Source organism: Roseivirga sp. AWQ4_251 (assembly GCF_056158225.1).
Genome location: NZ_JBSWSW010000002.1, coordinates 1,022,772 through 1,047,099 on the forward strand (window position 1 = coordinate 1,022,772; position 24,328 = coordinate 1,047,099).

The window sequence follows — 24,328 nt, forward strand, 5'->3', positions numbered from 1 at the left end:
CATGGCTAGCTCTAAAATTTTCACTGTTTCAGACTACATTCTTACCAGATTGTATGAATTAGGGCTTCGACAGCTCTATGCCGTGCCAGGCGATTATGCCGCACCTTTTCTAAATGCTTTAGACGAATTTGATGGCATTGAACGCGTTGCCAACATCAATGAATTGGGCTCGGGTTATGCCGCTGACGGCTATGCGAGATTCACGGGAATTGGTGCCGCCTCTGTTCAATATGGCGTTGGTACATTTAGTATGTTGAATGCCACAGCAGGTTCTTATGTAGAACGCGTTCCGGTGGTAGCAATCACGGGAAGCCCAACGAGAGAAAACCGAAAAACCACACGCCAAGAAGGTGTGTTGTTTCACCACTCTACCGGAAATTTAAAAGCCGACCAACAAGTTTTTGAACATGTTACCGTGGCTTCATTGATCATTAGCAATGCGAAAGATGCACCTAAGCAACTTGACGAAGCATTCACGGCCATGATCACTTTTAAGCGCCCTATCTATATTGAAGTTTGGCAAAACGTTTGGGATTTACCTTGCGAATCGCCTGTAGGAACGTTAAAACCAAAGGAAATTAAAAGTGAGCAGCTCTCTTTGGCTTCGGCCGTTGAAGTGGCCTGGCAACGAATCAGCAAAGCTAAAAGGCCTGTAATTTGGGCTGGTGTAGAAAATCAGCGTTATGGTTTGCAAAATCTTTTGCAGCAACTTGTAGACGCAAGTGGTTTTCCGTTTACTACAACTTCACTCGGAAAAACCATTTTGGACGAATCGCAAGAACAGTTCATTGGTACTTACGCTGGCCCAGCTTCTTTGGCCGAAACGCGTGAAATCATGGACAAAGCCGATTGTATCATCGCTTTGGGAGATGTAATCACCGATGATTACTTAGACATTATGGGCAATGATTTCGGTAAGATTATTTCTTGCAGCGATCAAGAAATGAGAGTTGGCTACCAATATTTTAAAAGGGTGACCATGAAAGATTTTATGGAAAGCCTAGTGGGTAGAATGCAAGCCGATACGAGTTATCCGAGAGGCATTAAAATACCGAAAATCGTTGAGCCGAAATTGAAATACTCTAATTCCGATCAGCTTACTTATAATATCTTCTTCGATGTTTTGATGGACTTTTTAAGAAAGGAAAACATGCTGGAAGAAATTGCTATGATTCTGGGAGAAAGTACATCGCTTTATGTTGCTGGAAACATTATGGGAATGCCTGAAAACAGTTTTGTTGCACAGGCAGCTTGGGGTTCGCTTGGACACGAAACAGGCTGCGCTTTAGGTGTAGCTCAAGGTTCGGGTAAAAGGCCTCTGGTTGTAGCCGGAGATGGTGGTTTTCATATGATTTGCCAAGAGCTTTCTTCCCTAAGCAGATACAATGTGAATGCGATGGTTTTTGTAATGAGCAACTTTGGCTATGCCATAGAACAGGCTTTTGTAAATCTTGATGCTTTTACACCTGAAGGAAGTTTTGCGCCTTATAATGTTTTGCCTCAATGGGATTATAGAGCATTGGCCAAAGCTTTTAGTGTAGAAGGCTACCAAATCACAACTGTAGGTGAAGCCAAAGATTTACTCAAAAAGCTTAAAGACGGTAAAACGCCTTCGCTTGTACAGGTGATGATTCCTGAAAAGGATTTAGCACCTCAGTTAAAGCGCCTGGCCACCCCTTCCTAAACATTCAAAGAGGTTGGGCATACATCCGAAATAATCTCTCTTCAATATTAATCGGATTCCAACCTCTTTTATTCTTTCACGATTGTTAATCTTGATTCAAAATCTCTTCGATTTGGCCTAAGTGATGCTTAAGATGCCCAATGTAATCGTTTATAAAATATTCAAGTGTAGCTGGCTGATCGTTAGGAATGGTTTTCCAAGCGATGCTATCCAAGTCATGTTTAGCTCTTTCCTTAGTTAAAATTTTCTCTGGAATCTGGCGGATTAAAAAATCTAGATGTAAGTTATATTGCCTCCACAAAATGAGCAGATCATGCCAATTGGCTCCTGCATAATTTTGGTTTTCTACCCAAGCTTCCTGGTCATAACCTTCAAAAATCAAATCGTCTGTTTGTTGAGCTTTCACAAAACGAGCATGGTTGTTCGCGGCTGAATCTATCAGGTGGCCAATGATTTCCTGAACACTCCATTTTCCTGCATCAGGGCGCAATTGAGCATCCTTTTCTGAAACAGACAACAACCTTTCGAAGCCTGCCAAAATCGTTTCTCTTAAATTCTGTTTCATCTTTATTCAATTAAAAAGCCTAACTCGTAAGAATCAGGCTTTGAATTTATTTTAGGAAAATCTTATAAACTAAAGGCTGATTTCACTTGGTCTACATAATCGAGTTTCTCCCAAGTAAATAGTTCTACTTCTTTATCGTGGCTTTTTCCATCCGAACCAATAAAGCTCTTGGTTACCGTTTCTGGCTTTCTTCCCATGTGTCCATATGCAGCTGTTTCCAAATACATTGGGTTTCTCAATTTCAATCGGGTTTCAATAGCGTAAGGTCTCATATCGAAGATTTCAGAAACCTTGTTAGCAATCGCACCATCCGTTAAATCAACATTGGCAGTACCGTAAGTATTCACATAAATACCCATTGGCTCCACAACACCAATTGCGTAAGAAACCTGCACCAAAACTTCATCGGCAACACCGGCAGCCACTAGGTTTTTAGCGATGTGACGCGTAGCGTAAGCCGCAGAACGGTCTACTTTCGAAGGGTCTTTTCCAGAAAAAGCACCTCCACCATGTGCACCTTTACCACCGTAAGTGTCTACAATAATTTTTCTCCCAGTTAAACCTGTATCGCCATGAGGGCCACCAATCACAAATTTTCCTGTCGGGTTAATGTGATACTTTATGTCGTCATTGAACAGCTTTTGAATGTATTCTGGAAGTTTAGCTTTCAATCTTGGAATCAGAATGTTGATGATATCCGACTTGATTTTAGCCAGCATAGTGTCATCATCTGCAAAGTCATCGTGTTGTGTAGAAACTACAATGGCTTCAATTCTTTGAGGTACATTATCATCAGAATATTCGATTGTTACCTGAGATTTAGCATCTGGTCTTAGGTAAGTGATCTCGCTATTTTCTCTTCTTAAAGCAGCTAGTTCTTGAAGAATTTTGTGCGAAAGATCTAAAGCCAAAGGCATATAATTTTCGGTTTCTTTGGTAGCATAACCGAACATCATACCTTGGTCGCCAGCACCTTGCTCTTCTTTGCTGGCTCTGTCTACACCTTGATTAATGTCTTGAGATTGCTCGTGAATTGCAGAGAGTACTCCACATGATTTACTATCGAACTGATATTCAGCTTTAGTGTAACCGATTTTCTCAATTACATCGCGAGCAATACGCTGAACATCAAGATATGTATTGGATTTTACTTCACCTGCTAAAATCACTTGGCCAGTAGTTACTAAGGTCTCACAAGCCACCTTAGAGTCGGTATCAAAAGCCAAGAAGTTATCGATTAAAGCATCGGAAATTTGGTCGGCAACTTTATCTGGGTGCCCCTCAGAAACCGACTCAGAAGTAAAAAGATATGACATATTGGAATTTTAAATTTCAAATAAGAAAGAATGCAAAATTAGGATTTTAGAACCAATTAGAAAAGCTTTAAACCGCTACTCTATTTGCTGTAAAGCAGAAAGATGGCCGGAACTTTTTTCATCTGAATATCAGAGACATTCCATTTGGCAACAGGCTTTACAATAATTTGTTCCGATTGGCCAGAAATGTCTTTCGCCACACAAAGGAAGGTGTCCTTTCTTGCCACTTTAATGATATCGCGCAAAAGCTGTTCGTTTCTATAGGGAGTATCCATAAAAATTTGGGTCATATCCCTTTGATTCGATTCCTTTTCTAAATCACGAATCGCTTGTTGTCTCGCCTTTTTGTCAATGGGTAAATAGCCATGAAAAGCAAAAGATTGACCATTGAAACCACTGGCCATTAAAGCCATAAGAATGGATGAAGGTCCAACCAATGGATTCACCTTAATACCAAGTTGGTGAGCCATATGCACCAATCTTGCACCAGGATCGGCAACACCAGGACAGCCAAACTCTGAAATAACACCTACATTTTTCCCTTCTAAAACAGGTTGAAGCAAATCGAAACAAGCTTCGAAAGATGTTTTCTTGTTGAGGATCTGAAAATCCAGTTCCTCAATAGTTAGTCCTAATTTTAATGAGCTAACATATCTTCTGGCAGTTCTTAAATCTTCAACATAAAACAAGTTACATTTTAGAATGGCCTGTTTTACGTGTTCAGGAATTACGTCTTGCTGCGTTTCGGCTGCAATCACGTTGGGAATCATAAAAACCTCGCCCTTACTCATTGCCTAAAAAGTTGGTTACCAAATCCAAAAACTCTTGTGGCTTTTCAGCATGTAGCCAATGGCCTGCTCCTTCAATAGTTTCCACCTTGCTATTCGTAAAAATCGAATGGATTAAATTCAAATCCGCATCTTTAATATAGTCCGATTTACCACCTCTGATGAACAAGGTAGGTTTATCGTAAGTCGCATTTTGATTCAAGCTTTTACCTACTTGCTCAATCTCTTTTGCGATCACATTCAAGTTCACTTTCCATTCGAATTCATCGTCCTTTCTGGCCAAATTCTTTAAAAGAAATTGCCTTGTACCCATTTCCGGAACGTACTTGGCCAAGGCTTCATCAGCCTCTTTTCTGGAAGATAAATTCTTTAAATCAATGGAGAATAAGCCTTTTAAAATGGTGGCATGGTGAACTGGGTAATATTTAGGCCCAATGTCGGCAATAATCAGTTTCTGGACTCTCGAAGCATGATGAACAGCAAACTCCATTGCAGTTTTTCCGCCCATAGAATGTCCCAAAATATCGGCAGAAGCAATGCCTTTGTCTTTCATAAACTGGTAAAGGTCTTCCGCCATTAGGGAATAGCTAAATTCAGTGCTGTGAAAAGACTGACCGTGATTTCGCTGGTCTATTAGGTAAACCTTATGGTTTTCGGCCAATTTCTTACCCAATGTGAGCCAATTGTCGGAAGAGCCAAAAAGGCCATGAAGAATAATAAGGGGTGAACCTTCGCCAAGTTCGCGGTAATAGAGTTCTTGCATTATCTCAATTCTCTTAGATATAATTGAATGGTATTTTCGAGCCCGTAATAAAGTGCATCGCAAATTAGGGCATGCCCAATGGAAACTTCATCCAAAAAGGGAATTTCCTGTTTTAAAAACCGCAGATTGTTTAAGTCCAAATCGTGACCTGCATTTATTCCCAATCCAAGCTCCTGAGCTTTTAAAGCGGCCGCTTTATAACTGGCTACGGCTTCTTCCTTATGGGTTAAATAGCCGGTTGCAAACATTTCCGTATAAAGCTCAATTCGGTCCGTCCCTACCTTAGCAGCACCTTCAACCATAGCCACATCGGGTTCTACAAAAATGGAAACTCTAATCCCAGCAGCCTTGAGCTCGGCAATGGTTTTGGTTAGAAATTCTTCATTTTTCACGGTATCCCAACCTGCATTTGAGGTTAAAACATGGGGCGGATCAGGTACCAGCGTAGCCTGCTCAGGTTTTACTTCCTTCACCATATTTATAAAACGCTCATCAGGATAGCCTTCTATGTTGAATTCCGTGGTTACTACTTGCTTCAGATCGTAAACGTCTTGTGTAGTAATATGCCTTTCGTCAGGCCTTGGATGAATGGTAATTCCCTGCGCGCCAAAGCTTTCGCAGTCTTTCGCCACCTGAACTACATTCGGGTTGTTTCCTCCTCTCGCATTACGAATTGTAGCGATCTTGTTGATGTTGACACTCAGCTTAGTCATGTAATATTTTTATTTACCTAACTTTGGGCGCAAGTTAATGATTTCATTGATCGTAAAAATTTTGACATGAGCCTGAAACAAACTATAGACGCAGACATTAAGAAAGCAATGCTTGAAAAAAGAAAGGATGACCTTAAAGCTTTAAGGGCAATTAAATCCATGATTCTTTTGGCCGAAACTGAAAAAGGTGGTGGCGAAGGCATTTCAGAAGATGCAGAAATCAAATTACTGATGAAGGCTGTGAAGCAGAGAAAAGATTCTGCTCAGATTTATAAAGAACAAGGCAGAGAAGATTTATACGCTGTAGAAATTGCCGAAGCCACAGTAATTGAGCAGTACCTTCCTAAACAACTTTCAGAAGAAGAATTGAAGGTCGAAATCGAAAAGATTGTAGCTCAGGTTGGTGCCACTGGCCCACAAGATATGGGTAAAGTGATGGGTCTTGCCTCTAAATCACTTTCTGGCAAAGCCGATGGAAAGTCAATTTCTACTGTTGTAAAGCAAATTTTAGCAAGCTAAGCTCTTGAAAACCCTTGATATAATACTTCTGGTACCGCTCATTTTCGGAGCGGTTATGGGTTTTAGAAAAGGGTTATTGCTCGAAATAATTGGCATTCTGGCTTTTATTCTGGCCATTATTGGCGGATTTAAGCTTATGGAAATCGGTATTTCCTATTTGCAAGAACATACCGAAGGAATGGATCGGTGGCTTCCGTTCATTTCCTTTTTAACCATTTTTCTAATCATCATCTTGCTCATCAACATGCTGGGCAAGATTTTGAAGAAAATGATAGACCTAACCTTGCTCGGTGGCCTCGATAATTTTGCTGGCGCCATTGTTGGCATCATCAAATGGGCGATTGGCCTTAGCATTGTACTTTGGCTATTAACCACCTTTGGTGTAGAACTGCCAGGCCAAGATGAAGAATTGGTGCTTTACCCCTATTTAACCGACCTAGGCCCAAATATTATCGACTGGTTTAATAAGTTCTTGCCCTTCGCTAAAGAAATGTTGGATTCTATACGGGAGATGCTCGCTCCTCAAGTCCCTTGATACTTATTCTCGATAATTACGATTCGTTTACCTATAACCTTGTCGATTACTTTTTACAACTAGGAATTGAAGTTGAAGTAATTCGAAACGATATCGCATTAAGCGATGTTAATTTCAAGAAGTATGCGGGTTTGGTGCTTTCCCCCGGGCCTGAAAAACCCGAAAAAGCAGGTATATTAATGCAAGTGGTGAAAAATCAAGTAGGTAAACTTCCAATAATAGGCATCTGTTTAGGCCATCAGGCTTTAGGTCAGCATTTTGGAGCAAGTTTGGAAAAAGCCGACTACCCAATGCATGGAAAACTATCGCGTATCAAAACAGAATCATGTTTTCTTTTCAATAATCTGCCCAATGAGCTCGAAGTAGTTCGGTACCATTCTCTTGTTTTGAGAAACTTACCTAACCACCTCAAAATCATAGCCCAAACAGGTAAAAACGAAGTTATGGCTTTCGAAAATTTAGAGCAGAAAGTAACCGGTATTCAGTTTCACCCAGAAGCTATTCTTACCCAATACGGGTTAGATATGCTAAAAAATTGGGCTAGTTTTTATAATATTGTTTAAATCGCTGTTTAAAACCAGACGTTATGGCGTTAGAAATTAAAGAAGAAAAAGGCTACCAATATATAGATGAAGGTGAAGGAGAGATCATTGTATTGTTACACGGTCTTTTCGGTGCTTTAAGCAACTGGGAAAGTGTTGTAAACGAATTTTCGACAGAATACAGGGTAATGATCCCGATGTTGCCTATTTACGAAATGCCTATTAAACAAGCAGGCCTTGAAGGGCTTGTAAAGCATTTAGAAGGTTTTGTAAAGCTAAAGGGCTTATCTAACATGAAGCTCATGGGCAATTCCCTTGGCGGGCACGTGGGCCTAATCTATACTTTAGCAAACCCAGATAAAGTAAATGGCTTGATTTTAACAGGAAGTTCTGGCCTTTTTGAAAACTCAATGGGAGGAAGTTTCCCTAAAAGAGGAAGCTACGAATACATTAAGGAAAGAGTAGAATACACCTTCTACGATCCCAAAACCGTTACAAAAGAATATGTAGACGAGGTTTTTGAAACCACGAAAAGTATTCCAAAATGTATGCGCATTGTAGCCATAGCCAAATCGGCTCAGCGCCACAATATGGCTAAAGAAATACCGAACATTAAGGTGCCTACATTATTGATTTGGGGACTTAACGATACCATTACCCCTCCAATGGTGGCCCATGAATTCGACAGGCTAATACCCAACACGAAACTAAGATTTATAGATAAGTGTTGTCATGCACCGATGATGGAACACCCTGAGAGATTTAATGAAATTCTTAAAGAATTTTTAGACGAACAAAAAGCAGCATGACAGCAGGCGAACTGATTAATTACCTTATTCCCCCACTCAAATTGACAGACGATGGAAACAAAGCCATTGTATGGATGGAGGAATTACGGTCAAATCAGTTGCCAGTAGTTGAAAAAGGCCATTTTCTTGGGTTCATTTCTGAAGAAGTGATTCTTGAACATAACGACCCAACACGCCCAATAAGCGAGTACGATTTGTTTTCTCCGGAATGCTTTGTGTTTGAAGACCAACATTTTTACGATGTTGTAAAAATGGCCTATGATCATGATGTTCAGTTGGTTTCGGTACTAAATCGCTCCACAGGTTTTCTTGGTGTTGTTACAATAGAAGATACTGTTTCGGCCTTTGCGCAGTCCATGGCTGTTCAAGAACCCGGTGCTATTCTAATTATTTCGATGAACCAAAGAGATTATTCTTTGGCAGAAATAAGCCGTATTGTTGAAGGGGAAAGTGCTAGAATTTTGAGCAGCTGCATTACCAATGATTATATGGACGCAGCCAGAATAAAACTGACTCTGAAAATCAACAAGCCCGACCTTTCTCATATTTCAGCTTCGCTAGAACGTTTTGGATATAAAATCATCGGTCGTTTTCAAGAAATTGAACTTAAGTCAAACGATCGCGAACGCTACGATATGTTGATGAAATACCTCAACATTTAATCTCGCCATGAAAATCGCCCTTCACGGAAAAAGCATAACCAAGGAGTCCATCACCTATATTATCGACCTTTTCAAAGTAATTGAAGCGAAAGGTGTAGAAATCAGCATTTCTCAAGATTTTCAAAAGCAGCTGAAAAAAACCAAAATCGATTTTGGTAATGTCGAAGTGTTCAAGCAAGGCGATGATATTTCGAGCTGTGATTTTATACTAAGTTTGGGCGGAGACGGAACCATGCTAGATACGGTAACTTATACTGCTAAACATGAGGTACCTATTGTTGGCATCAATTTAGGAAGACTGGGGTTTTTGGCCACCACGCCACGTGATGCCATTGTAAACACCATAAACGATCTTCTTAACGGAAGTTATTCCATAGAAAGTCGCTCGCTAATTCGGGTCGATTCTAATCAAAATCTTTTTGCTCCTTATAATTTCGGACTCAACGAATTCACTATTGTGAAGAAGGAAACTTCATCTATGATTCTGGTTCACACTTATGTGGATGATGAGTATTTAAATTCCTATTGGGCCGATGGATTGATCGTTTCTACACCAACTGGTTCAACGGGCTACTCGTTGAGTTGTGGAGGACCATTGGTTCATCCAAGGTTGAAGAACTTTATCATTACTCCGGTTTCGCCACATAACCTGAACGTTCGCCCAATAATCGTTTCCGATCAAAGCACTATCAGTTTTAAAATCGAAGGTAGAACCAACAAGTTCATGGTTTCTTTAGATTCCCGATCGTGCAGTGTAGACGATAAAGTAAAAATCTCCGTTAAGAGAGAAGCTTTTGAAGCAAAGCTGGTGAGGTTTGAACATAACAACTATTATGACACCCTCCGGCAGAAGTTAAATTGGGGTGCAGACGCCCGAAATTGAATTAACAATATTTAACTGGGCACTTTTAGAACGAAAACACAATGTTATCTAGCTTGCGAGCATATCATACGGATAAACCTGTACTACCTAAAATCTTGATTAAATCTTCTCTTTTGGTTGCTTTACTAACATTCGGTTGGCAATTAAAGGCGCAAGATTCAGAAATTGGGTTCGAATTAGGCAGTTATAACTATTTGGGCGATGTAGCCCGAACTTACAACCTGTCCAATTCTACATTAGGAGCACAGTTCTTCGTCAGAAAACATGTAAACAACGGTTTAGACACACGCATTTCAGCAGGTGTAGGCCGTTTAAAAGGTGTTGATGACCAAGCCTTTGACGTATTTTCAGCAAACAGACAAGCCTCTTTCAAGGGCACTTTTGTCAATTTAGATTTTCTTTTTGAATACAACTTTATGGACTACCGCAATGAAAGGCTTCAGCAACACTGGACGCCCTATTTGCTGTTCGGAGCTGGCATTTATCGCTTCAGCGGTACCGATGGTTTTGGCGATTCGTACAATGCAGGTATTAAGCTTAGGCTGCCTGTTGGTTTTGGTGTAAAATACAGAATCGACCGCAGGTGGACTTTGGCCGCTTACACAAGTGCTATCAAATCTAATACGGACGAACTGGATCATGTTTCGCTTTCAAACCCATCAATCAAAGACTACCGAGGAGGCAATCCCAACGATGACGATTGGATGTTTTATACCTCAATTTCTATCAGTTACACCCTTTATAAGATCATTTGCCCCCAAGGCAAGTTTAGATAGTACTGATAAAGAATGATTTAGGGTTTAAAAACAATAAGCATTTTCTTACCTTCGCGTTCGCTTTTTTGTGAAGCTAGTATAATGAAGGACAAAATCAATCCAGACGCTCTTCCAAAGCACATAGCCGTAATCATGGATGGCAACGGCCGATGGGCTAAAGGCAAAGGCGCAGCCCGAATTTTTGGTCATAGAAATGCAATTGAAGCCGTTCGCGAAACCACTGAAGGTTGTGCCGAACTTGGCGTAAAATACCTTACTCTTTATGCCTTTTCAACCGAAAATTGGAATCGCCCAAAATTGGAGGTAAATGCGCTCATGCAATTGCTTGTGAGCACTATCAATAAAGAAATCAAAACCCTAATGGACAACGACATTAAGCTCGCTGCCATAGGAGATATTGCCAGTTTACCAGAGTCTTGCCAAAAAGAGTTGAGCGAGGCCATGAAAAAAACTGCCAACAATAAACGCATGACGCTAGTGTTGGCACTTAGTTATAGCGGCCGTTGGGATATTAACCAAGCGGTTAAAAAAATTGCGAAAGCTTGCCAAGATGGCGAACTGAATGCTGAAGATATTTCGAACGAAATAATCGAAAACTACTTGTCGACATCAGGTATCCCCGACCCTGAATTGTTAATCAGAACAAGTGGTGAAGAAAGAATTAGCAACTTTCTATTGTGGCAAATGGCCTATACAGAGTTTTTCATTACAAAAACCCTGTGGCCAGACTTTAGAAAAGAGCACCTATACGAGGCGATTGTCTCATATCAAACAAGAGAAAGAAGATTCGGGAAAACAAGCGAGCAGTTAAAGAACTAAGCTGGGAATGAGAAAAATATTATTACTTCTGGTAATTAGCATTTGTGGTTTGGCTCACGTCAAAGGGCAGGTGAGGTATGGAGTGAATGCAGCAGAAGGTATTCAAATTGATTATACTAACCCAAAGGAGTTCGAAATTGCGGACATCCGTTATACTGGCCTTACTACCCTAGATGAAAGGGCCTTAATCTCTTACATTGGCATTAAAGTAGGCGATAAAATCAGAATTCCTGGCAACGAAATTTCCGATGCCATAAAAAAGCTATGGAAGCAAGGCTTTATTGCCGATGTGCAAGTATGGCTCACCAAGATTGAAGGTGATCGCGCCTTTCTTGAAATAAAACTTACTGAAAGACCTAGAATCACTAAATACGAAATCGATGGTATTACTTCTGGTCAAAAATCTGAATTAAAAGATCAGATTGAAATCATTGGTAAAGTAGCCAGTGCACCTTTAATCAAGAATTCGGAAATTCTTATCAAGAAGTTTTTTGTAGCCAAAGGTTATTTGAATGCTTCGGTAAATACGGAGTTAATTCAAGATACGGTGATTTCGGATGGTGCCAGATTAAAGTTTATTGTTGAGAAAAACAGCAAGGTTAAAATCAACAAAATCTATTTTGAAGGGAATGAAGCATTTTCTGATGCTAGGCTTAAAAAACCGTTGAAGAAGACCAATGAAAAGCCACGATTCTGGCTTATTTCAAGGCTTTTTGATGAGATTTTCAGCACATCTCCAAAAACAGTTTCAAGCTTTGTTGATTCCTCTTATCACGTAAGCGAGTCGAGATTTAAAGAGTTTATATCTGATAACGTTAAGTTGAATTTCTTAAAGTCTTCGAAATTTATTGAAACAGAATATGAAACTGACAAAGCCAGCTTAATCAGCTTCTACAATACAAAAGGTTACAGAGACGCAACCATTGTAGATAGTGAAATCAGCAAGCTTGACGAAGACTATATTGATCTAAGAATCAAAATTGATGAAGGCAATAAGTACTACATCAGAGATATTGATTGGACAGGTAACTTCAAATACACCGACAAAGAACTTTCCGACCTTTTGGGTATAGAAAAGGGTGATGTTTATAACCGCAGAAGAATAGAAGAAAGAACCACTTTCGATGGCCAAACGGGTGACGATATTAACTCTCTTTATATGGACGATGGCTACCTCTTCTTCAGATTGGAAGTAGTAGAAGTTAGAGCCGATAATGATTCCATTGACCTAGAAATGAGAATGTATGAGGGCGAGCAAGCCACCATCAAAAGAATCATTTTGAAAGGGAACGACAGAACCAGTGACCATGTAGTATTGAGGGAGATTCGAACTTTACCTGGACAAAAATTCAGTAGAAAGGAATTAATCCGAACAACTCGTGAATTGTCTCAACTGGGTTACTTTGACCCTGAGCAAATTAATCCTGTTCCAATTCCAAACGTAGCGGACGGGACGGTAGACATTGAGTTCAACTTGGTTGAAAAATCTTCTGACCAAATTCAGTTATCTGGAGGTTTTGGAGGTCCATTCGGCTTTGTGGGTACAGTTGGGCTTCAGTTGAATAACTTCTCCATGAAGAACATTAACGACTTTGATAAATGGAGACCTTACCCTTCAGGGGATGGCCAGAAATTATCGGTTCAAATTCAGTCGAATGGTAGAAGATTCCAGAACTACAATATAGTGTTCTCCGAACCATGGTTGGGAGGTAAAAAGCCTAACAGCTTCAGCGTAAGCTTAAACAGAACGGTAAACCGAATCTATTCCGATTATCAAGGAACTAACCTTAATGGTTTCTTAAAAGCAACAGGTTTTACCATTGGGCTCGGTAGAAGACTTCAGTGGCCTGATGACTATTTCAGTATTTCCAACAGCGTTTCATATCAATTTTACGATGTATTCAACTTTGGTCAAACACTGGGTTTCTCAACTGGGCAAGCCAATAGCTTTACATTCAACACTACTATTTCGCGTAGCAACATAGACAATCCACAATTCCCTAAATATGGTTCTCAATTCACATTGAATATCAATATGACACCACCATATTCTTTGTTCATGAATAGGTTCGAAGATCAAGGTGATTTAACAACTCGCCAACGTTATCAGTTTATTGAGTATCATAAATCGATTTTAGATGCATCGTTCTTTATTCCATTGCCTAAAAAGTTTGTGATTAATGCGAGAGCACACCTTGGATTTATTGGTTCTTATGGCACTAAAACCGATACAGGACCATTCGAGAGATTCTTCTTGGGAGGAAATGGTTTGAACGGAGCCAACAACTATATAATTGGACAAGACATTATAGCGTTAAGAGGGTATGATGACAACAGTATTGTACCTGTAGACCCTAAAACTGGTTTTAGAGGAGGTTTGATTTTCAACAAATTTGTGACCGAGTTGAGATACCCGGTATCACTCAAACCAACTTCTACCATTTATCTACTAGCCTTTGGCGAAGCAGGAAATGCTTGGAATAACTATGCTGAATATACTCCTAGAGACTTGTTTAGGTCTGCCGGAGTAGGTGCTAGAATATTCTTGCCTGCCTTTGGTTTGTTAGGGCTTGATTGGGCCTATGGTTTCGATTCTGATGTCAACTTGGGTATCAAAAGTGGATCCCAAGTGCACTTCACAATTGGACAACAACTTAGATAAAATGCACAAATCGCTGGCCTATATAGTATTGCTCTGCTTAATTTCTAACTTTGCTCAGGCTCAGCAGCGCAGTTTCATTGGGCATTTCAACTCAAGCTATGTTTTGGAACAAATGCCAGAATATGGAGAGAAGAAAAAGGAGCTAGAAGCACTTTATAAAGAATATGATAAAGTGGTACGGAGTTTGCAAAATGAGGCTGAGAAGATGAGAGCAGAGCTTCGATCTAAAGAGATTCTCTTCACCCCTGAAATGGTAAAAGAGAAACAACAAGAGATTGACGCCAAGGAACAAGAAGCATTGGACAAAGCGACCGAGCTTTTTGGGTACGATGGCCTAGTTTATAAGAAACAGGAAGAACTTTTAAGACCGCTTCACGAAAAAATTGCACAAGCAGTTGAGGTAGTAGCCAAGAAAAACAATCTTGATTACGTTTTGGATAAAGCGACAGATATAGCAATTGTATACTCAAACCCTGTGCATGATTACACGGAATTTGTCTTAGAAGAACTTGGCCTTTTAAAAAAACAGAACTAAAACATTAAATTGAATAGTAAAGTCATGAATCGTAAATTTATCGTAGCAGTAGCATTGTTTATAACGGCAATCTCTGCCTGGGGACAGGAGTATAAGATTGGTTACACAAGCATCGATGCTATTGTGTTCAGCATGCCAGAAATTCCTGGAATTAATACACAGCTTCAAGAAAGACAAAAGCAATTAGGCACCATGGTAGATGCAAAACAGCAAACCTACCAATTGAAATATCAAGAATATGCAGAACTAGCTCAAAACCAAGCTACCCCTCCTGCAAAATTGAAAGAAAAAGAAGCTGAGGTTGTTCAAGCTCAAAATGATTTCCAAACTTTCTCTGCACAAGCCGATCAGTCTATGGCAAGCAAGCAAGCAGAATTGTATAACCCTGTATATACTAAAGTTCAAAATGCTATAGAAGAAGTAAGAAAAGAAAAAGGCTACGCTCTTATCTTAAACATGAGAGTTGGTTCTGGTGATGGTATCATCTTAGCAGGTAGAGATGAAGACAACATTACTGAAGCGGTATTCAAAAAATTGGGAGTTCCAATGCCTTCTGAAGCTGAAAGACAAGCTGCTGAAAACAATGCACCTACTGGCAACGGAAACTAAGCCTAAAAGAATCTTTTAATCTAAAACCTCTTCAATCGAAGAGGTTTTTTTTATTTTCATACATGCTTATTCCTCCTAAACTAAATACAGGCGATAAAATTGCAGTTGTAGCTCCCGCTAAAAAGATTCAGACAGACTTAACCGTTGCCTTTGAAATTCTCCGCACATGGGGCCTTTTCCCTGTTTTGGGTAAGCATCTTTATAAAACAGAAAATTACTTTTCAGGGACCGATAACCAAAGAAAGGAAGATCTTCAGTGGGCACTTGATCACCCCGATATTAAGGCTATTCTTATTGCGCGCGGAGGCTATGGCACAACAAGAATTCTTGACGAGCTCAACTGGGACAAATTTAGAGAGAACCCAAAATGGATTTGCGGATTCAGCGATCTCACAAGCCTTCATATTGCCTTGAACAATATGGGAATTGCCTCTATTCATGGACCAATGGCAGTTACGCTGGAGTGGGATAAGGAATCAACAGATGCCTTAAAAAATGTCTTGTTTGGAACTTCTATTCAATATGAAAATCAGGTTCATCCATTCAGTCATTTGGGTAAAGCTAGGGCCGAATTAATTGGCGGCAACCTCTCTATTATTTGCAATTCTATTGGAACGCCATCTGATATAGACACTGATGGCAAAATTCTATTTTTAGAAGAAGTGGGGGAATATCTATACCACCTTGACAGAATGATGATTCATTTGAAAAGGGCTAAGAAGCTAAATCGGCTAGCTGGTATTATTGTGGGTGGTTTCTCTTCAATGAAAGACCATAAAGATCCATTCGGAGCCGAAGCCTATGAAATCCTATCCAATCATTTTCAAAACCTAAACATACCAATTGCCTTTGGTTTTCCTTTAGGTCATGAAGAAAAGAACCTTCCAATTATCTGTGGAGTAAAAGCTGAATTCAGTGTTTCAGAAAGCTCAGTTAAACTGACCTTTCAAGAAATTGACTCCTGATACTCTTTAATGGTTTTGATTATACGATAAGAGTTTTCTTCGTTTAAAATATCGTCATGCAGGCCTGACAGTTCTACAAACTTAAACTCCTTAGAGCTTTTCAAAATGTTCTCTCGTTCGGCAGGGGTAATTGAGCCGCCAGAATAAAAGTAGAAGAAAAAGCCATTGAACTTAGCACTACTTCTCAAAAAGAATTGGCGCATTCTTACTCTCCCTTCATAAGCTTCTACATCACTTGGAAAAGCTACTCTAATTATACTTCTCAAAACCTGAACTCTTTCATATAATAGGCCTATTGCCCTATACCTTCGATTTTTTGTCTGAGCAAGTCGCTTAATTTTACCAGCAATACCGATTACAGTTTTTACTTCCGTATTGATTCTATAACTATAATCTATTATACCAACAACCCTTTTTGAAATATCCAATTTAGTCTCTGACAAGTATTTAAACAAAACATTGGAGCCATTGCAGTGCCCAAGAAAGAAAGTGTTTTCATCCAAAATTTGCTGTAACTGATCAGACACATGGGTTTCCAACAGCTTCCAATTGTACCCCGAATTCTTAATTTCGGCCATACTTGGGTAATGCATTACATAAAGTTTGAACTCACTAGAGAGTTTTCGAAAGAAAGCTCTAGCCTTATCGGAAGTTCCACCTAAAGGAGGAAAATAAACCAGTTGAATTTTCTTCTCCGACTCTATCTTTGTTTTATTGACGTAGGAAATGATATCAGATGGCTTCAAAACAGCTAAGTTCCATTCCGAAGGCAGAGTAATACTCAAAGCCGACTCCAACTGAACAATAAAGTGAACCGCCTCTAGTGAAGAGCTACCGGATTCGCTCCATGATAAATCTCGGTCAAAGGAATATGCATCTGAAAACCTTATCCAGATTTTACGAATTTCGCTTGTGACATTATCCAATGATGCTTTTTCAATGTCTTCCTGTTCAAGGAAATTTCTTCTCAGAGATTTGTAATCTGTCTTATAGTTAACGGAAAGTGGCAATGTCTCCATCCATTGCCATTTTTTTGGGATCATATAGCTAGGCAAGCTCTTAGCTAAGTGCTCTCTCAAAAAATCCGAAGGCAAAGCCTCTTCACTTTGATAGAAAGCATAGAGTTCATTGGGTAATTCATTTGTGGCAATAACCGAACAACGCTGTATCAAAGGATGTGACATCAAAGCTCCTTCCACTTCGCTCAGTTCGATTCGAAATCCATCAACCTTTGTTTGACTATCCTTTCTGCCCACAAAATGTAAAAGGCCTGATTCAGCCCTTCTACCTAAATCACCTGTTTTGAAACTTCTTATAGCAGGATTACAATTGTTATCGAATGAAAAGCTTGCTGCAGTTAAACTGTAATTCTTCCAATATCCCAAGGAAATGAAAGGGCTCGAAACGACAATCTCACCTGTTTCATTGAAAGCAGCTTCAGTTCCGTCTTCCTTGATCACCTTTACTAATTTATCATCAACAGAATATCCAACAGGGATTACTCCTTCTTTCAAATCAGTTTTGTGATCAATAATCCATTCTGAGTGAACCGTTGCGATTTCTGTGGATCCTATTTCTGTATATACCTTGGCCTCTTTTGGAAACGATCTTTTGAATAAATCAATATCGGAGCTAAAAATTCGATCGGCCGCGAGGTAAACAAACCTAACCGATCTATAATATTCTGGCTCTTTATACTTCTGCATGAAGGCTCTGAAAACATTGGGCACAGAATGATAAATGGTGATTTTATGCTGGTTGATAAAATCAGGAATAGATAAAATGCCAGAACGCTTTAAGTTCTTTATATATAGTGAAGCACCAGAAAGTAATGCTCCATAAATATCGCGGATGGCACCATTTACACTTGGAGAATAGAATTGTGTAAGCCTATCCTCATTGTTGATTTTCAGTGTATTTCTATAAATCAGAATATCGTGAAGCAAGTTTTTCTGATTTTGAAAAACCCCTTTTGGAACCCCAGTTGTTCCTGAAGTATAAATAATATAAGCTATATCTTCTGGTGTCGACTTATCTCCAAACTCTTGATTGATGGGTTCAAGCTGATCAACAAAAACTACTTCATATCCATCATAATTGAGCTTACTGTTTGACGTGGTAAGAATTAACTTTGCTTCTGACTGTGATAAAATAAGCTGATTTCTTTCCTCAGGCATGTCTACATCCAAAGGAACGTAAGGACAGCCATTTGCCAAACAAGCCAACATGGCAATAGGAAAGTAAACACCCGATTCAATTGCAATGCCTATGGGTTGCTTATCGAAATTTCTAAGTGCAATTTGATTCGCTATTGCCGAGCTTAAAGCAGCTACTTCAGCATAAGTAAAGAGCTGGCTTTCATCTGATAGCGCTGTCTTATGAGGAAAAGAATGAGCTACTTCCTTAAATAGAGAGAAAATAGAAAGTCCTTCGTTCAATAAGGAACTTGGCTGCTCATTAAAACCTATTTCTGTAATCATTTTTCACAGTAAAAATGAAGTGCGATTTATTTAAAAAACATCAATTCAAAAAACTCCTTATCGTTTCGATAATGTGAAGTGAGTTTCTTGCATTCAAGATTTCATCATGATTTCCTTCCAAAGGAACAAACTTAAATTCCTTTGAGCGTTTCATCATATTCTCCCTTTCTGCTTCTGTAATTGAGCCTCCAGAATAGAAGTAATGAAAGTACCCACTGAAAGAAGTGCTTTTTCTGGAAAACATAATTCTCATTTTTCTTCGGGTTTCATAAGAAGCGAAGTCCTTAGGGTAGATTACTTTGATCAATGGACGCGTTATAGAAACCCTTTCATATAAAAGGCCTGAAGCGCGATATCTCAGGTTTTTAGATTTTAGCAATCGCTTAATTTTACCTAGTGCTCCGACCACATCATGAGTTTGATTATTGATGCGATAACTATAATCAATGATACCAACAAAGCGATCTGAAATATCTAACCCTGTTTCTGCCAAAAATTTAAACAAGACATTTGAGCCATTACAATGCCCAAGAAAACAAGTATCATGATCAATATGGCCATTTAATTGTTCTTGAATATGATTCTGAACGAATTTCCAGTCGTAACCCGATTTTTTGATTTCATCCATCGTTGGATAATGGATCAAATACAAATCGAAATCTTCAGCTAGTTTTCGAAAGAAGGCCCGAGCCCTTTCAGAGGTGCCTGCAATAGGAGGAAAATAGATGATCCTTTGAGCTTTCTTCTTTTTAGCTTTTACACCTTCAATATATTGAATCACATCCGAAGGAGTAAGGCTAGCAATGTTCCATTCTGAAGGAAGTGTTACGCCAAGTTCCGATTCTAACTGTACCAAAAAGTGAACCGCTTCCAAAGAAGAACTTCCCGATTCGCTCCAAGTTAAGTTTTGTTGAAAAGAAAGCTCATCGGCAAAACGACACCAAGTTTTCTTAACAATTTCAGCCACTTCTGAAGTCTGTGTTGTACTTGTACTTGAAACGGACTGAACTTGAACAACTGCCGACAGAATGTTCTTAAGCTGCTTATAGTTTGTTTTAAAATTATCTGATAAAGGAAAGTCTTCCAATCGAATCCATCGCTTTGGAATCATATGATTCGGCAAGGTTTGAGAAAGCCATTCACGAATTTGATGAGAATCAAGCTCATCATCACTTTCATAAAATGCATACAATTCGTTAGGAACTTTGTTGGTTGGTAAAACCCCACATTTGTGAATTTTAGGATGCTTCATGAGCGTTCCTTCAATTTCACTTACCTCAATTCTGTATCCATCAATTTTGGTTTGGCTGTCCTTTCTGCCTATAAATTCCAACAAACCATCTTCATTGATTCGCCCCAAATCACCGGTTTTAAAAGTCCTTTCTTCGGGTGAAGATCCATTTTTCTCAAAATGAATTTGAGTAAGCTCCTCGTTGAGCCAATAACCCAGCGAAACGAAGCAACTCGTGACAGCAATTTCTCCTGTTTCACCTTGAGCCACTTCAAGGCCGCTCTCACTCAATAGACGCATGGTTCTGTCATCAACTTCATACCCCACAGGAGCCAAACCACTCTCCAAAGAGGTATTATGATGGACAAACCACTGACGATAAATGGTCGCAATTTCTGTGGCGCCAATCCCGAGGTAGACGTAGCAACTTTCAGAGAAATACTGATTATAAAGGTCGATATCGCTTTTATAAATTCTGTCTCCAGCCAGGTAAATCAATCGAACAGAAGAGAGATCAATTTCGGGAGAAATTTTCTGAAGAAAGGTTCTAAAAATATTAGGGATGGAATGATATATAGTGATTCCATTTTCCTGAATATACTCGGGGATTGAAAGCACTCCCGATTGCTTCAAGTTCTTTACAAATAGCGTTGCTCCTGAAAGTAGGGCTCCATAAATATCACGAATTCCGCCATTAACACTAGGTGAGTAAAGTAGGCTGAGGCGATCTTCAGAAGTTAATTGAACCGAGTTGATATACTGCATTACATCGTGCAGCAGATTTCTTTGGTTCTGAAAAACACCCTTCGGTTGCCCTGTTGAACCCGAAGTATAAATAATATACGCGTGGTCATCGGGCTGAGCCAAACATTGAAGCTCTTGAGAAAACGGTTCTACATCTTCAATATAAAGTACTGTTTTGTCATTTGTATTGAAGGAAACCGTCTTCGAACTGATTATAACTTGAAGCCCCGATTGAGCAACAATCAAAGCATTTCTATCGGTAGGGAGATTTATATCTAAAGGAACATAGGGCTTACCCAAAGCCAAACAGGCCATCATCGCCACCGGAAAATTGACCTCAATATCCAATGCTATTCCTATTGGCCCTTCAAACTCTAAGGTGTTGATATAATGAGCAATTCCGGAAGCAAGTTCAAAAACCTGCTGATAGGTTAAGTTTTTGGATTTTTGAGAAAGCGCAATTTTATCTGGAAACTTCTCTGCAACGCTTTTAAAGTGGTTAAAAACAGGGGTTTCAATCCAACTGTTTTCCAACTTCACAAAACCATCTCGCTTTGGCAATTTCTTGAAACCCTTCATTCTTAAGCCCTTTTTATTGCTTCAATCCACCGCTTGAGTTGCTCTTCAGGAAAATCCAGAGGAATGACACATTCAGCCGTGACAACTTTCAGATTAGGGTAATCACTTTTAAAATTTGCCAAGAAAGCATCTATTTCCTCTTCTTTAATAAGATTTCTCATTACCGCGGTTGGTATTCCATAGGTTGAAGAAACCCCTCTCAATGCTTCCTCCGCGGATTTATCGGTATAATGAATAATACAATTCTCTGGAATATCGCTTAAAGATGGCACCACGTGATCACCATGCAAATGGAATATACTGTACTCAAACTCTTTGCAAAGAAGTAAACACTGTGTGTCTGAATCCATTCCAAAATCGCGGTAGACAGCAGGCGGAACAAGGGTATCTTGCATATGTTGAGTTACATAATACAAACCTTTCGCTCCATTCTTTTTAAAAGCCTCTATCAGCCATTTGGTATTCTCGGTAATCTGAGCAATTCCTTGTTTTACCTTCTCAGGATGTTCTTCACAATGCTTCAAAAACAACTCTAAACCAGTCATTTGAATGGCCTGTGAAATGGGACAAAACATGGTGGGGAAAACAGCCTTATAAATCTCTGAACTCTCTACCACCAAACGGCAAGCTTCTAACATTTCCTTTAAAAGCTGAGGTTGATCGGCACTAAAATCAATTAGATTCAGCCAATCTTCAGAGCTTTCAATTTTCGCTTTAACCACTGACCTTCTTCCTAAATTGTCATTTTCTAAAGACTGATCCTCTGCTCCATGACACACCGCTTGCCAAGTACCAGCTGGAGTAATCTTCACAAAATCACATTCAAATTCAGCCTGAAAATCAATGGTTGCTTTGGCCAATGCCTCTGCTTTTTGATCGAGAATAGGGAAATGCTTCCAAAAGGATACTTTCATAAACGCTAAAGAGTTGCTGTTGATATTGATTTCCAATATACTAAAACCAGAATTGGCTTAAGTTAAGGGTATGAAAATTCCAGCTAAAAGACCAGCCAGAATGATAAATGGAGGAGGAACTTTCGTGTAAGTTAAAAGCAAGAAAGTGCCCACAATTACACTCACATTGAGAAAAGAGTTTTCGATAGGCTCGAACAAAACAAAAGCTGCCGCTGCCACCATGCCCGCGCTTGCCGCATTAATTCCTTCTAAAGAAGCGCGCACGACCCTATATCGCTTTAAATCTTCCCAAAAACGAATTACAAAGAAGATCAAAAAGGTTCCTGGAAGAAAAATTCCGCAAGCCGATATAAAGCCTGCTAAAATCTGAGTACCCAAACTCATTTCGCGAACCGAAAGTGTTCCTACAAAGGAACAAACGGAAAAAGTTGGTCCAGGAACTGCCTGAACCATAGCCAAGCCTGAAAGAAATTCTTCCGAACTGAGGTAATGCTTGAACTCTACAAATTCAGTGTGAAGAAAAGGGATAAGCACTTGGCCACCCCCGAAAATCAAACTTCCATTTCGATAAAAATTCTCAAAGAGAAGCACGATCCTGTCGTGTGTTGCAGCACCAAGCCCGGCCGCTACAATTAACACCAAGCCCCAAAGGGTAAAATTGCCCCATTTGATTCTGATCTTCTGTTTCTCTTCCGGAGCCTGCTGCTTATACTTAAAAGCGGTAAGGCAACCTGCAAAAACCAAAATCAGTGGCAAGGCTATCGGTTTCGATACAAAATAGGTGACAATAGCGGAAAGCGCCATTAAGCCTCCAGCAGTTCGTGTAGTTACTACTTTGGAAGCGATGATATAAGCCCCATAGCTCACAAAGCCAACCGCCATAGGCTGAATAAAGCGAGTAAATGCCAAACTGAAATTTTTCGTTTGATAAGAATCCACTAGAATCGCGGCTGTGGTCATCACTGCCACAGCGGGAATCATCCAAACCAAAAGCGTAAGGTAAGCCAGGTTGGGCCCGCCAATTTTAAAACCAATTGCAGTAATCGTTTGGGTAGAAGTTGGGCCCGGCAGCACTTGACAAAGCGCATTCAATTCGATCAATTCTTCTTCCGTAAGGTAGCCACGCTTCTTCACCATGATTTTTAGAAGCATGGCAAAATGAGCCTGAGGGCCGCCAAATGCACTGACAGCCATCACGAGAACATCGCGCAAAAAGATATAATATCGAATACGCTTTATCAATGGGTAAAAATTCCCTGCTTACTTTTTGAGCCCTAGCTCAACGAGTTTTTCATTCAAAAATTCACCCGCTGTGATATCGGCATAGAGTTTTGGATGTTCCTCATCAATGCAGTTTTCCAAGCAGGTTAGATCCATATTGGATCTTGGATGCATAAAAAATGGTATTGAAAAACGCGAAGTCTTCATCAACTCTTTAGGTGGATTCACCACTCGGTGGATAGTAGACTTCAATTTATTGTTAGAATGGCGCGACAACATATCGCCCACATTTACTACAAGTTGCTCTGGCAAAGCAGTAATCGGAATCCATTTGCCATCTTTTCTTAATACCTGAAGTCCATCAGCACTTGCTCCCATTAAAAGTGTAATCAGGTTAATATCGCCATGCTCTGCAGCACGAACTGCATCTTCAGGAACTTCTTCTGGATTTTCAATTGGGAAGTAATGAATCGGACGCAAAATGCTATTCCCATTCTTTACTTTATCATCGAAATAGTGTTCATCCAAACCTAAATAAATGGCAATTGCTTGAAGCATTTTAATACCTGCAGCTTCTAATGTTTTATAAACATCTACTGCGATTTCTTCCATTTCAGGAAGTTCTTTAGGCCAAATGTTATCTGGATATTCTTCTTTTATTGGATCACCATCGGTTACTTCTTGCCCTACATGGTAAAACTCCTTTAAATCGCCTGTTTTACGGCCTTTAGCATGCTCTTTACCCTTGCCAATGTAACCTCTTTGACCAGCCAATTCTGGCACTTCATATTGCTGTTTTACCTCATCGGGTAAGGCGAAAAACTTCTGAATGGTTTCGTAAAGCTTTTTTGTTTGAGCATCGGTTAAACCATGATTTTTGATAGCCACAAAGCCAATATTGTTATAAGCCTGGCCAAGTGCTTCTACAAAAGCTTGTTTCTTTTGTGCGTCACCTGAAGTAAAATCCGCCAGGTCGAGTGAAGGAACTTCATCATATAGTTTTTCGCTCATAAC

At 39.7% G+C, this 24,328-nt stretch carries 23 protein-coding genes; 13 read left to right on the forward strand and 10 right to left on the reverse strand.

The features are described from left to right. Window position 1 precedes the first annotated feature (1 nt). A complete protein-coding gene (locus tag ACXACJ_RS18615; RefSeq protein ID WP_475135924.1) occupies window positions 2-1,684 on the forward strand; it encodes an alpha-keto acid decarboxylase family protein in 1,683 nt (560 codons plus the stop codon). 85 nt (window positions 1,685-1,769) lie between these two features. Here the strand turns inward: ACXACJ_RS18615 and ACXACJ_RS18620 are convergent, their stop codons facing one another. The 5 genes from ACXACJ_RS18620 to ACXACJ_RS18640 form a co-directional block, all read right to left on the reverse strand. After that, window positions 1,770-2,249: a DinB family protein gene (locus tag ACXACJ_RS18620; protein ID WP_475135925.1), complete on the reverse strand. Its 480-nt coding sequence runs from the start codon at window positions 2,247-2,249 to the stop codon at window positions 1,770-1,772. A 62-nt stretch (window positions 2,250-2,311) separates the two neighbouring features. Further along, window positions 2,312-3,565, reverse strand: coding sequence for a methionine adenosyltransferase (gene metK, locus ACXACJ_RS18625; RefSeq protein WP_475135926.1), 1,254 nt, complete (start codon window positions 3,563-3,565; stop codon window positions 2,312-2,314). Between the two features lie 80 nt (window positions 3,566-3,645). Continuing rightward, on the reverse strand, window positions 3,646-4,356 hold the full coding sequence (locus ACXACJ_RS18630; protein ID WP_475135927.1) for an SAM-dependent methyltransferase: 711 nt from the start codon (window positions 4,354-4,356) through the stop codon (window positions 3,646-3,648). After that, complete coding sequence (locus ACXACJ_RS18635; RefSeq protein ID WP_475135928.1) at window positions 4,349-5,116, reverse strand: alpha/beta fold hydrolase; 768 nt, start codon at window positions 5,114-5,116, stop codon at window positions 4,349-4,351. Before ACXACJ_RS18635 ends, ACXACJ_RS18630 begins: the two co-directional genes overlap by 8 nt. After that, window positions 5,116-5,829, reverse strand: a complete 714-nt coding sequence (locus tag ACXACJ_RS18640) for a pyridoxine 5'-phosphate synthase (protein WP_475135929.1) — start codon at window positions 5,827-5,829, stop codon at window positions 5,116-5,118. The genes ACXACJ_RS18635 and ACXACJ_RS18640 overlap by 1 nt, the downstream gene beginning before the upstream one ends. 66 nt (window positions 5,830-5,895) lie before the next feature. Here ACXACJ_RS18640 and ACXACJ_RS18645 point away from each other — a divergent pair, with 66 nt between their 5' ends. The 12 genes from ACXACJ_RS18645 (at window position 5,896) to ACXACJ_RS18700 (ending at window position 16,145) form a co-directional block, all read left to right on the forward strand. Beyond that, window positions 5,896-6,348, forward strand: coding sequence for a GatB/YqeY domain-containing protein (locus ACXACJ_RS18645; protein WP_475135930.1), 453 nt, complete (start codon window positions 5,896-5,898; stop codon window positions 6,346-6,348). Between the two features lie 4 nt (window positions 6,349-6,352). Then, entirely contained in the window at window positions 6,353-6,883 is a 531-nt protein-coding gene (locus tag ACXACJ_RS18650; protein WP_475135931.1) for a CvpA family protein, read from the forward strand. After that, window positions 6,880-7,446 carry an anthranilate synthase component II gene (locus tag ACXACJ_RS18655; protein WP_475135932.1) on the forward strand — a complete coding sequence of 189 codons (567 nt, stop codon included), beginning with the start codon at window positions 6,880-6,882 and terminating at the stop codon, window positions 7,444-7,446. Before ACXACJ_RS18650 ends, ACXACJ_RS18655 begins: the two co-directional genes overlap by 4 nt. Before the next feature lie 23 nt (window positions 7,447-7,469). Continuing rightward, window positions 7,470-8,234: an alpha/beta fold hydrolase gene (locus tag ACXACJ_RS18660; protein ID WP_475135933.1), complete on the forward strand. Its 765-nt coding sequence runs from the start codon at window positions 7,470-7,472 to the stop codon at window positions 8,232-8,234. Next, complete coding sequence (locus tag ACXACJ_RS18665) at window positions 8,231-8,896, forward strand: CBS domain-containing protein (protein ID WP_475135934.1); 666 nt, start codon at window positions 8,231-8,233, stop codon at window positions 8,894-8,896. Before ACXACJ_RS18660 ends, ACXACJ_RS18665 begins: the two co-directional genes overlap by 4 nt. Before the next feature lie 7 nt (window positions 8,897-8,903). After that, window positions 8,904-9,779 (forward strand): NAD kinase, encoded by an 876-nt coding sequence (locus ACXACJ_RS18670; RefSeq protein ID WP_475135935.1) that lies wholly within the window; start codon window positions 8,904-8,906, stop codon window positions 9,777-9,779. Between the two features lie 41 nt (window positions 9,780-9,820). Then, window positions 9,821-10,555, forward strand: coding sequence for a type IX secretion system protein PorG (gene porG / locus ACXACJ_RS18675; RefSeq protein WP_475135936.1), 735 nt, complete (start codon window positions 9,821-9,823; stop codon window positions 10,553-10,555). An 81-nt stretch (window positions 10,556-10,636) separates the two neighbouring features. Next, window positions 10,637-11,374, forward strand: coding sequence for an isoprenyl transferase (locus ACXACJ_RS18680; RefSeq protein WP_475135937.1), 738 nt, complete (start codon window positions 10,637-10,639; stop codon window positions 11,372-11,374). A 7-nt stretch (window positions 11,375-11,381) separates the two neighbouring features. After that, window positions 11,382-14,036, forward strand: coding sequence for a BamA/OMP85 family outer membrane protein (locus ACXACJ_RS18685; protein ID WP_475135938.1), 2,655 nt, complete (start codon window positions 11,382-11,384; stop codon window positions 14,034-14,036). 1 nt (window position 14,037) lies between these two features. Further along, on the forward strand, window positions 14,038-14,571 hold the full coding sequence (locus tag ACXACJ_RS18690; RefSeq protein ID WP_475135939.1) for an OmpH/Skp family outer membrane protein: 534 nt from the start codon (window positions 14,038-14,040) through the stop codon (window positions 14,569-14,571). A gap of 24 nt (window positions 14,572-14,595) precedes the next feature. Next, window positions 14,596-15,180 carry an OmpH/Skp family outer membrane protein gene (locus tag ACXACJ_RS18695; RefSeq protein WP_475135940.1) on the forward strand — a complete coding sequence of 195 codons (585 nt, stop codon included), beginning with the start codon at window positions 14,596-14,598 and terminating at the stop codon, window positions 15,178-15,180. A gap of 62 nt (window positions 15,181-15,242) precedes the next feature. Further along, a complete protein-coding gene (locus ACXACJ_RS18700; RefSeq protein ID WP_475135941.1) occupies window positions 15,243-16,145 on the forward strand; it encodes a S66 peptidase family protein in 903 nt (300 codons plus the stop codon). Here ACXACJ_RS18700 and ACXACJ_RS18705 read toward each other — a convergent pair. The 5 genes from ACXACJ_RS18705 to ACXACJ_RS18725 are packed head-to-tail and all read right to left on the reverse strand — an operon-like array spanning window position 16,127 to window position 24,325. Further along, window positions 16,127-18,625 carry an AMP-binding protein gene (locus ACXACJ_RS18705; RefSeq protein WP_475135942.1) on the reverse strand — a complete coding sequence of 833 codons (2,499 nt, stop codon included), beginning with the start codon at window positions 18,623-18,625 and terminating at the stop codon, window positions 16,127-16,129. The two genes, ACXACJ_RS18700 and ACXACJ_RS18705, sit on opposite strands and share 19 nt — an antisense overlap. A gap of 40 nt (window positions 18,626-18,665) precedes the next feature. Beyond that, window positions 18,666-21,179, reverse strand: coding sequence for an AMP-binding protein (locus ACXACJ_RS18710; protein WP_475135943.1), 2,514 nt, complete (start codon window positions 21,177-21,179; stop codon window positions 18,666-18,668). A gap of 2 nt (window positions 21,180-21,181) precedes the next feature. Next, window positions 21,182-22,093 (reverse strand): uroporphyrinogen decarboxylase family protein, encoded by a 912-nt coding sequence (locus tag ACXACJ_RS18715; protein WP_475135944.1) that lies wholly within the window; start codon window positions 22,091-22,093, stop codon window positions 21,182-21,184. Between the two features lie 57 nt (window positions 22,094-22,150). Then, complete coding sequence (gene chrA, locus ACXACJ_RS18720; RefSeq protein ID WP_475135945.1) at window positions 22,151-23,305, reverse strand: chromate efflux transporter; 1,155 nt, start codon at window positions 23,303-23,305, stop codon at window positions 22,151-22,153. Between the two features lie 48 nt (window positions 23,306-23,353). Next, a complete protein-coding gene (locus tag ACXACJ_RS18725; protein WP_475135946.1) occupies window positions 23,354-24,325 on the reverse strand; it encodes an isopenicillin N synthase family dioxygenase in 972 nt (323 codons plus the stop codon). Between the last annotated feature and the right edge of the window lie 3 nt (window positions 24,326-24,328).

What these genes read in the sequence shown, in the direction of transcription:
- ACXACJ_RS18710 (WP_475135943.1), bottom strand. Translation starts at nt 21,179, where the DNA reads ATGAAGGGTTTCAAGAAATTGCCAAAGCGAGATGGTTTTGTGAAGTTG.
- ACXACJ_RS18690 (WP_475135939.1), top strand. Translation starts at nt 14,038, where the DNA reads ATGCACAAATCGCTGGCCTATATAGTATTGCTCTGCTTAATTTCTAAC.
- ACXACJ_RS18670 (WP_475135935.1), top strand. Translation starts at nt 8,904, where the DNA reads ATGAAAATCGCCCTTCACGGAAAAAGCATAACCAAGGAGTCCATCACC.
- ACXACJ_RS18615 (WP_475135924.1), top strand. Translation starts at nt 2, where the DNA reads ATGGCTAGCTCTAAAATTTTCACTGTTTCAGACTACATTCTTACCAGA.
- ACXACJ_RS18685 (WP_475135938.1), top strand. Translation starts at nt 11,382, where the DNA reads ATGAGAAAAATATTATTACTTCTGGTAATTAGCATTTGTGGTTTGGCT.
- ACXACJ_RS18705 (WP_475135942.1), bottom strand. Translation starts at nt 18,625, where the DNA reads ATGATTACAGAAATAGGTTTTAATGAGCAGCCAAGTTCCTTATTGAAC.
- ACXACJ_RS18715 (WP_475135944.1), bottom strand. Translation starts at nt 22,093, where the DNA reads ATGAAAGTATCCTTTTGGAAGCATTTCCCTATTCTCGATCAAAAAGCA.
- porG (WP_475135936.1), top strand. Translation starts at nt 9,821, where the DNA reads ATGTTATCTAGCTTGCGAGCATATCATACGGATAAACCTGTACTACCT.
- ACXACJ_RS18700 (WP_475135941.1), top strand. Translation starts at nt 15,243, where the DNA reads ATGCTTATTCCTCCTAAACTAAATACAGGCGATAAAATTGCAGTTGTA.
- ACXACJ_RS18680 (WP_475135937.1), top strand. Translation starts at nt 10,637, where the DNA reads ATGAAGGACAAAATCAATCCAGACGCTCTTCCAAAGCACATAGCCGTA.
- ACXACJ_RS18645 (WP_475135930.1), top strand. Translation starts at nt 5,896, where the DNA reads ATGAGCCTGAAACAAACTATAGACGCAGACATTAAGAAAGCAATGCTT.
- ACXACJ_RS18640 (WP_475135929.1), bottom strand. Translation starts at nt 5,829, where the DNA reads ATGACTAAGCTGAGTGTCAACATCAACAAGATCGCTACAATTCGTAAT.
- ACXACJ_RS18635 (WP_475135928.1), bottom strand. Translation starts at nt 5,116, where the DNA reads ATGCAAGAACTCTATTACCGCGAACTTGGCGAAGGTTCACCCCTTATT.
- ACXACJ_RS18725 (WP_475135946.1), bottom strand. Translation starts at nt 24,325, where the DNA reads ATGAGCGAAAAACTATATGATGAAGTTCCTTCACTCGACCTGGCGGAT.
- ACXACJ_RS18620 (WP_475135925.1), bottom strand. Translation starts at nt 2,249, where the DNA reads ATGAAACAGAATTTAAGAGAAACGATTTTGGCAGGCTTCGAAAGGTTG.
- metK (WP_475135926.1), bottom strand. Translation starts at nt 3,565, where the DNA reads ATGTCATATCTTTTTACTTCTGAGTCGGTTTCTGAGGGGCACCCAGAT.
- ACXACJ_RS18665 (WP_475135934.1), top strand. Translation starts at nt 8,231, where the DNA reads ATGACAGCAGGCGAACTGATTAATTACCTTATTCCCCCACTCAAATTG.
- ACXACJ_RS18660 (WP_475135933.1), top strand. Translation starts at nt 7,470, where the DNA reads ATGGCGTTAGAAATTAAAGAAGAAAAAGGCTACCAATATATAGATGAA.
- ACXACJ_RS18695 (WP_475135940.1), top strand. Translation starts at nt 14,596, where the DNA reads ATGAATCGTAAATTTATCGTAGCAGTAGCATTGTTTATAACGGCAATC.
- ACXACJ_RS18630 (WP_475135927.1), bottom strand. Translation starts at nt 4,356, where the DNA reads ATGAGTAAGGGCGAGGTTTTTATGATTCCCAACGTGATTGCAGCCGAA.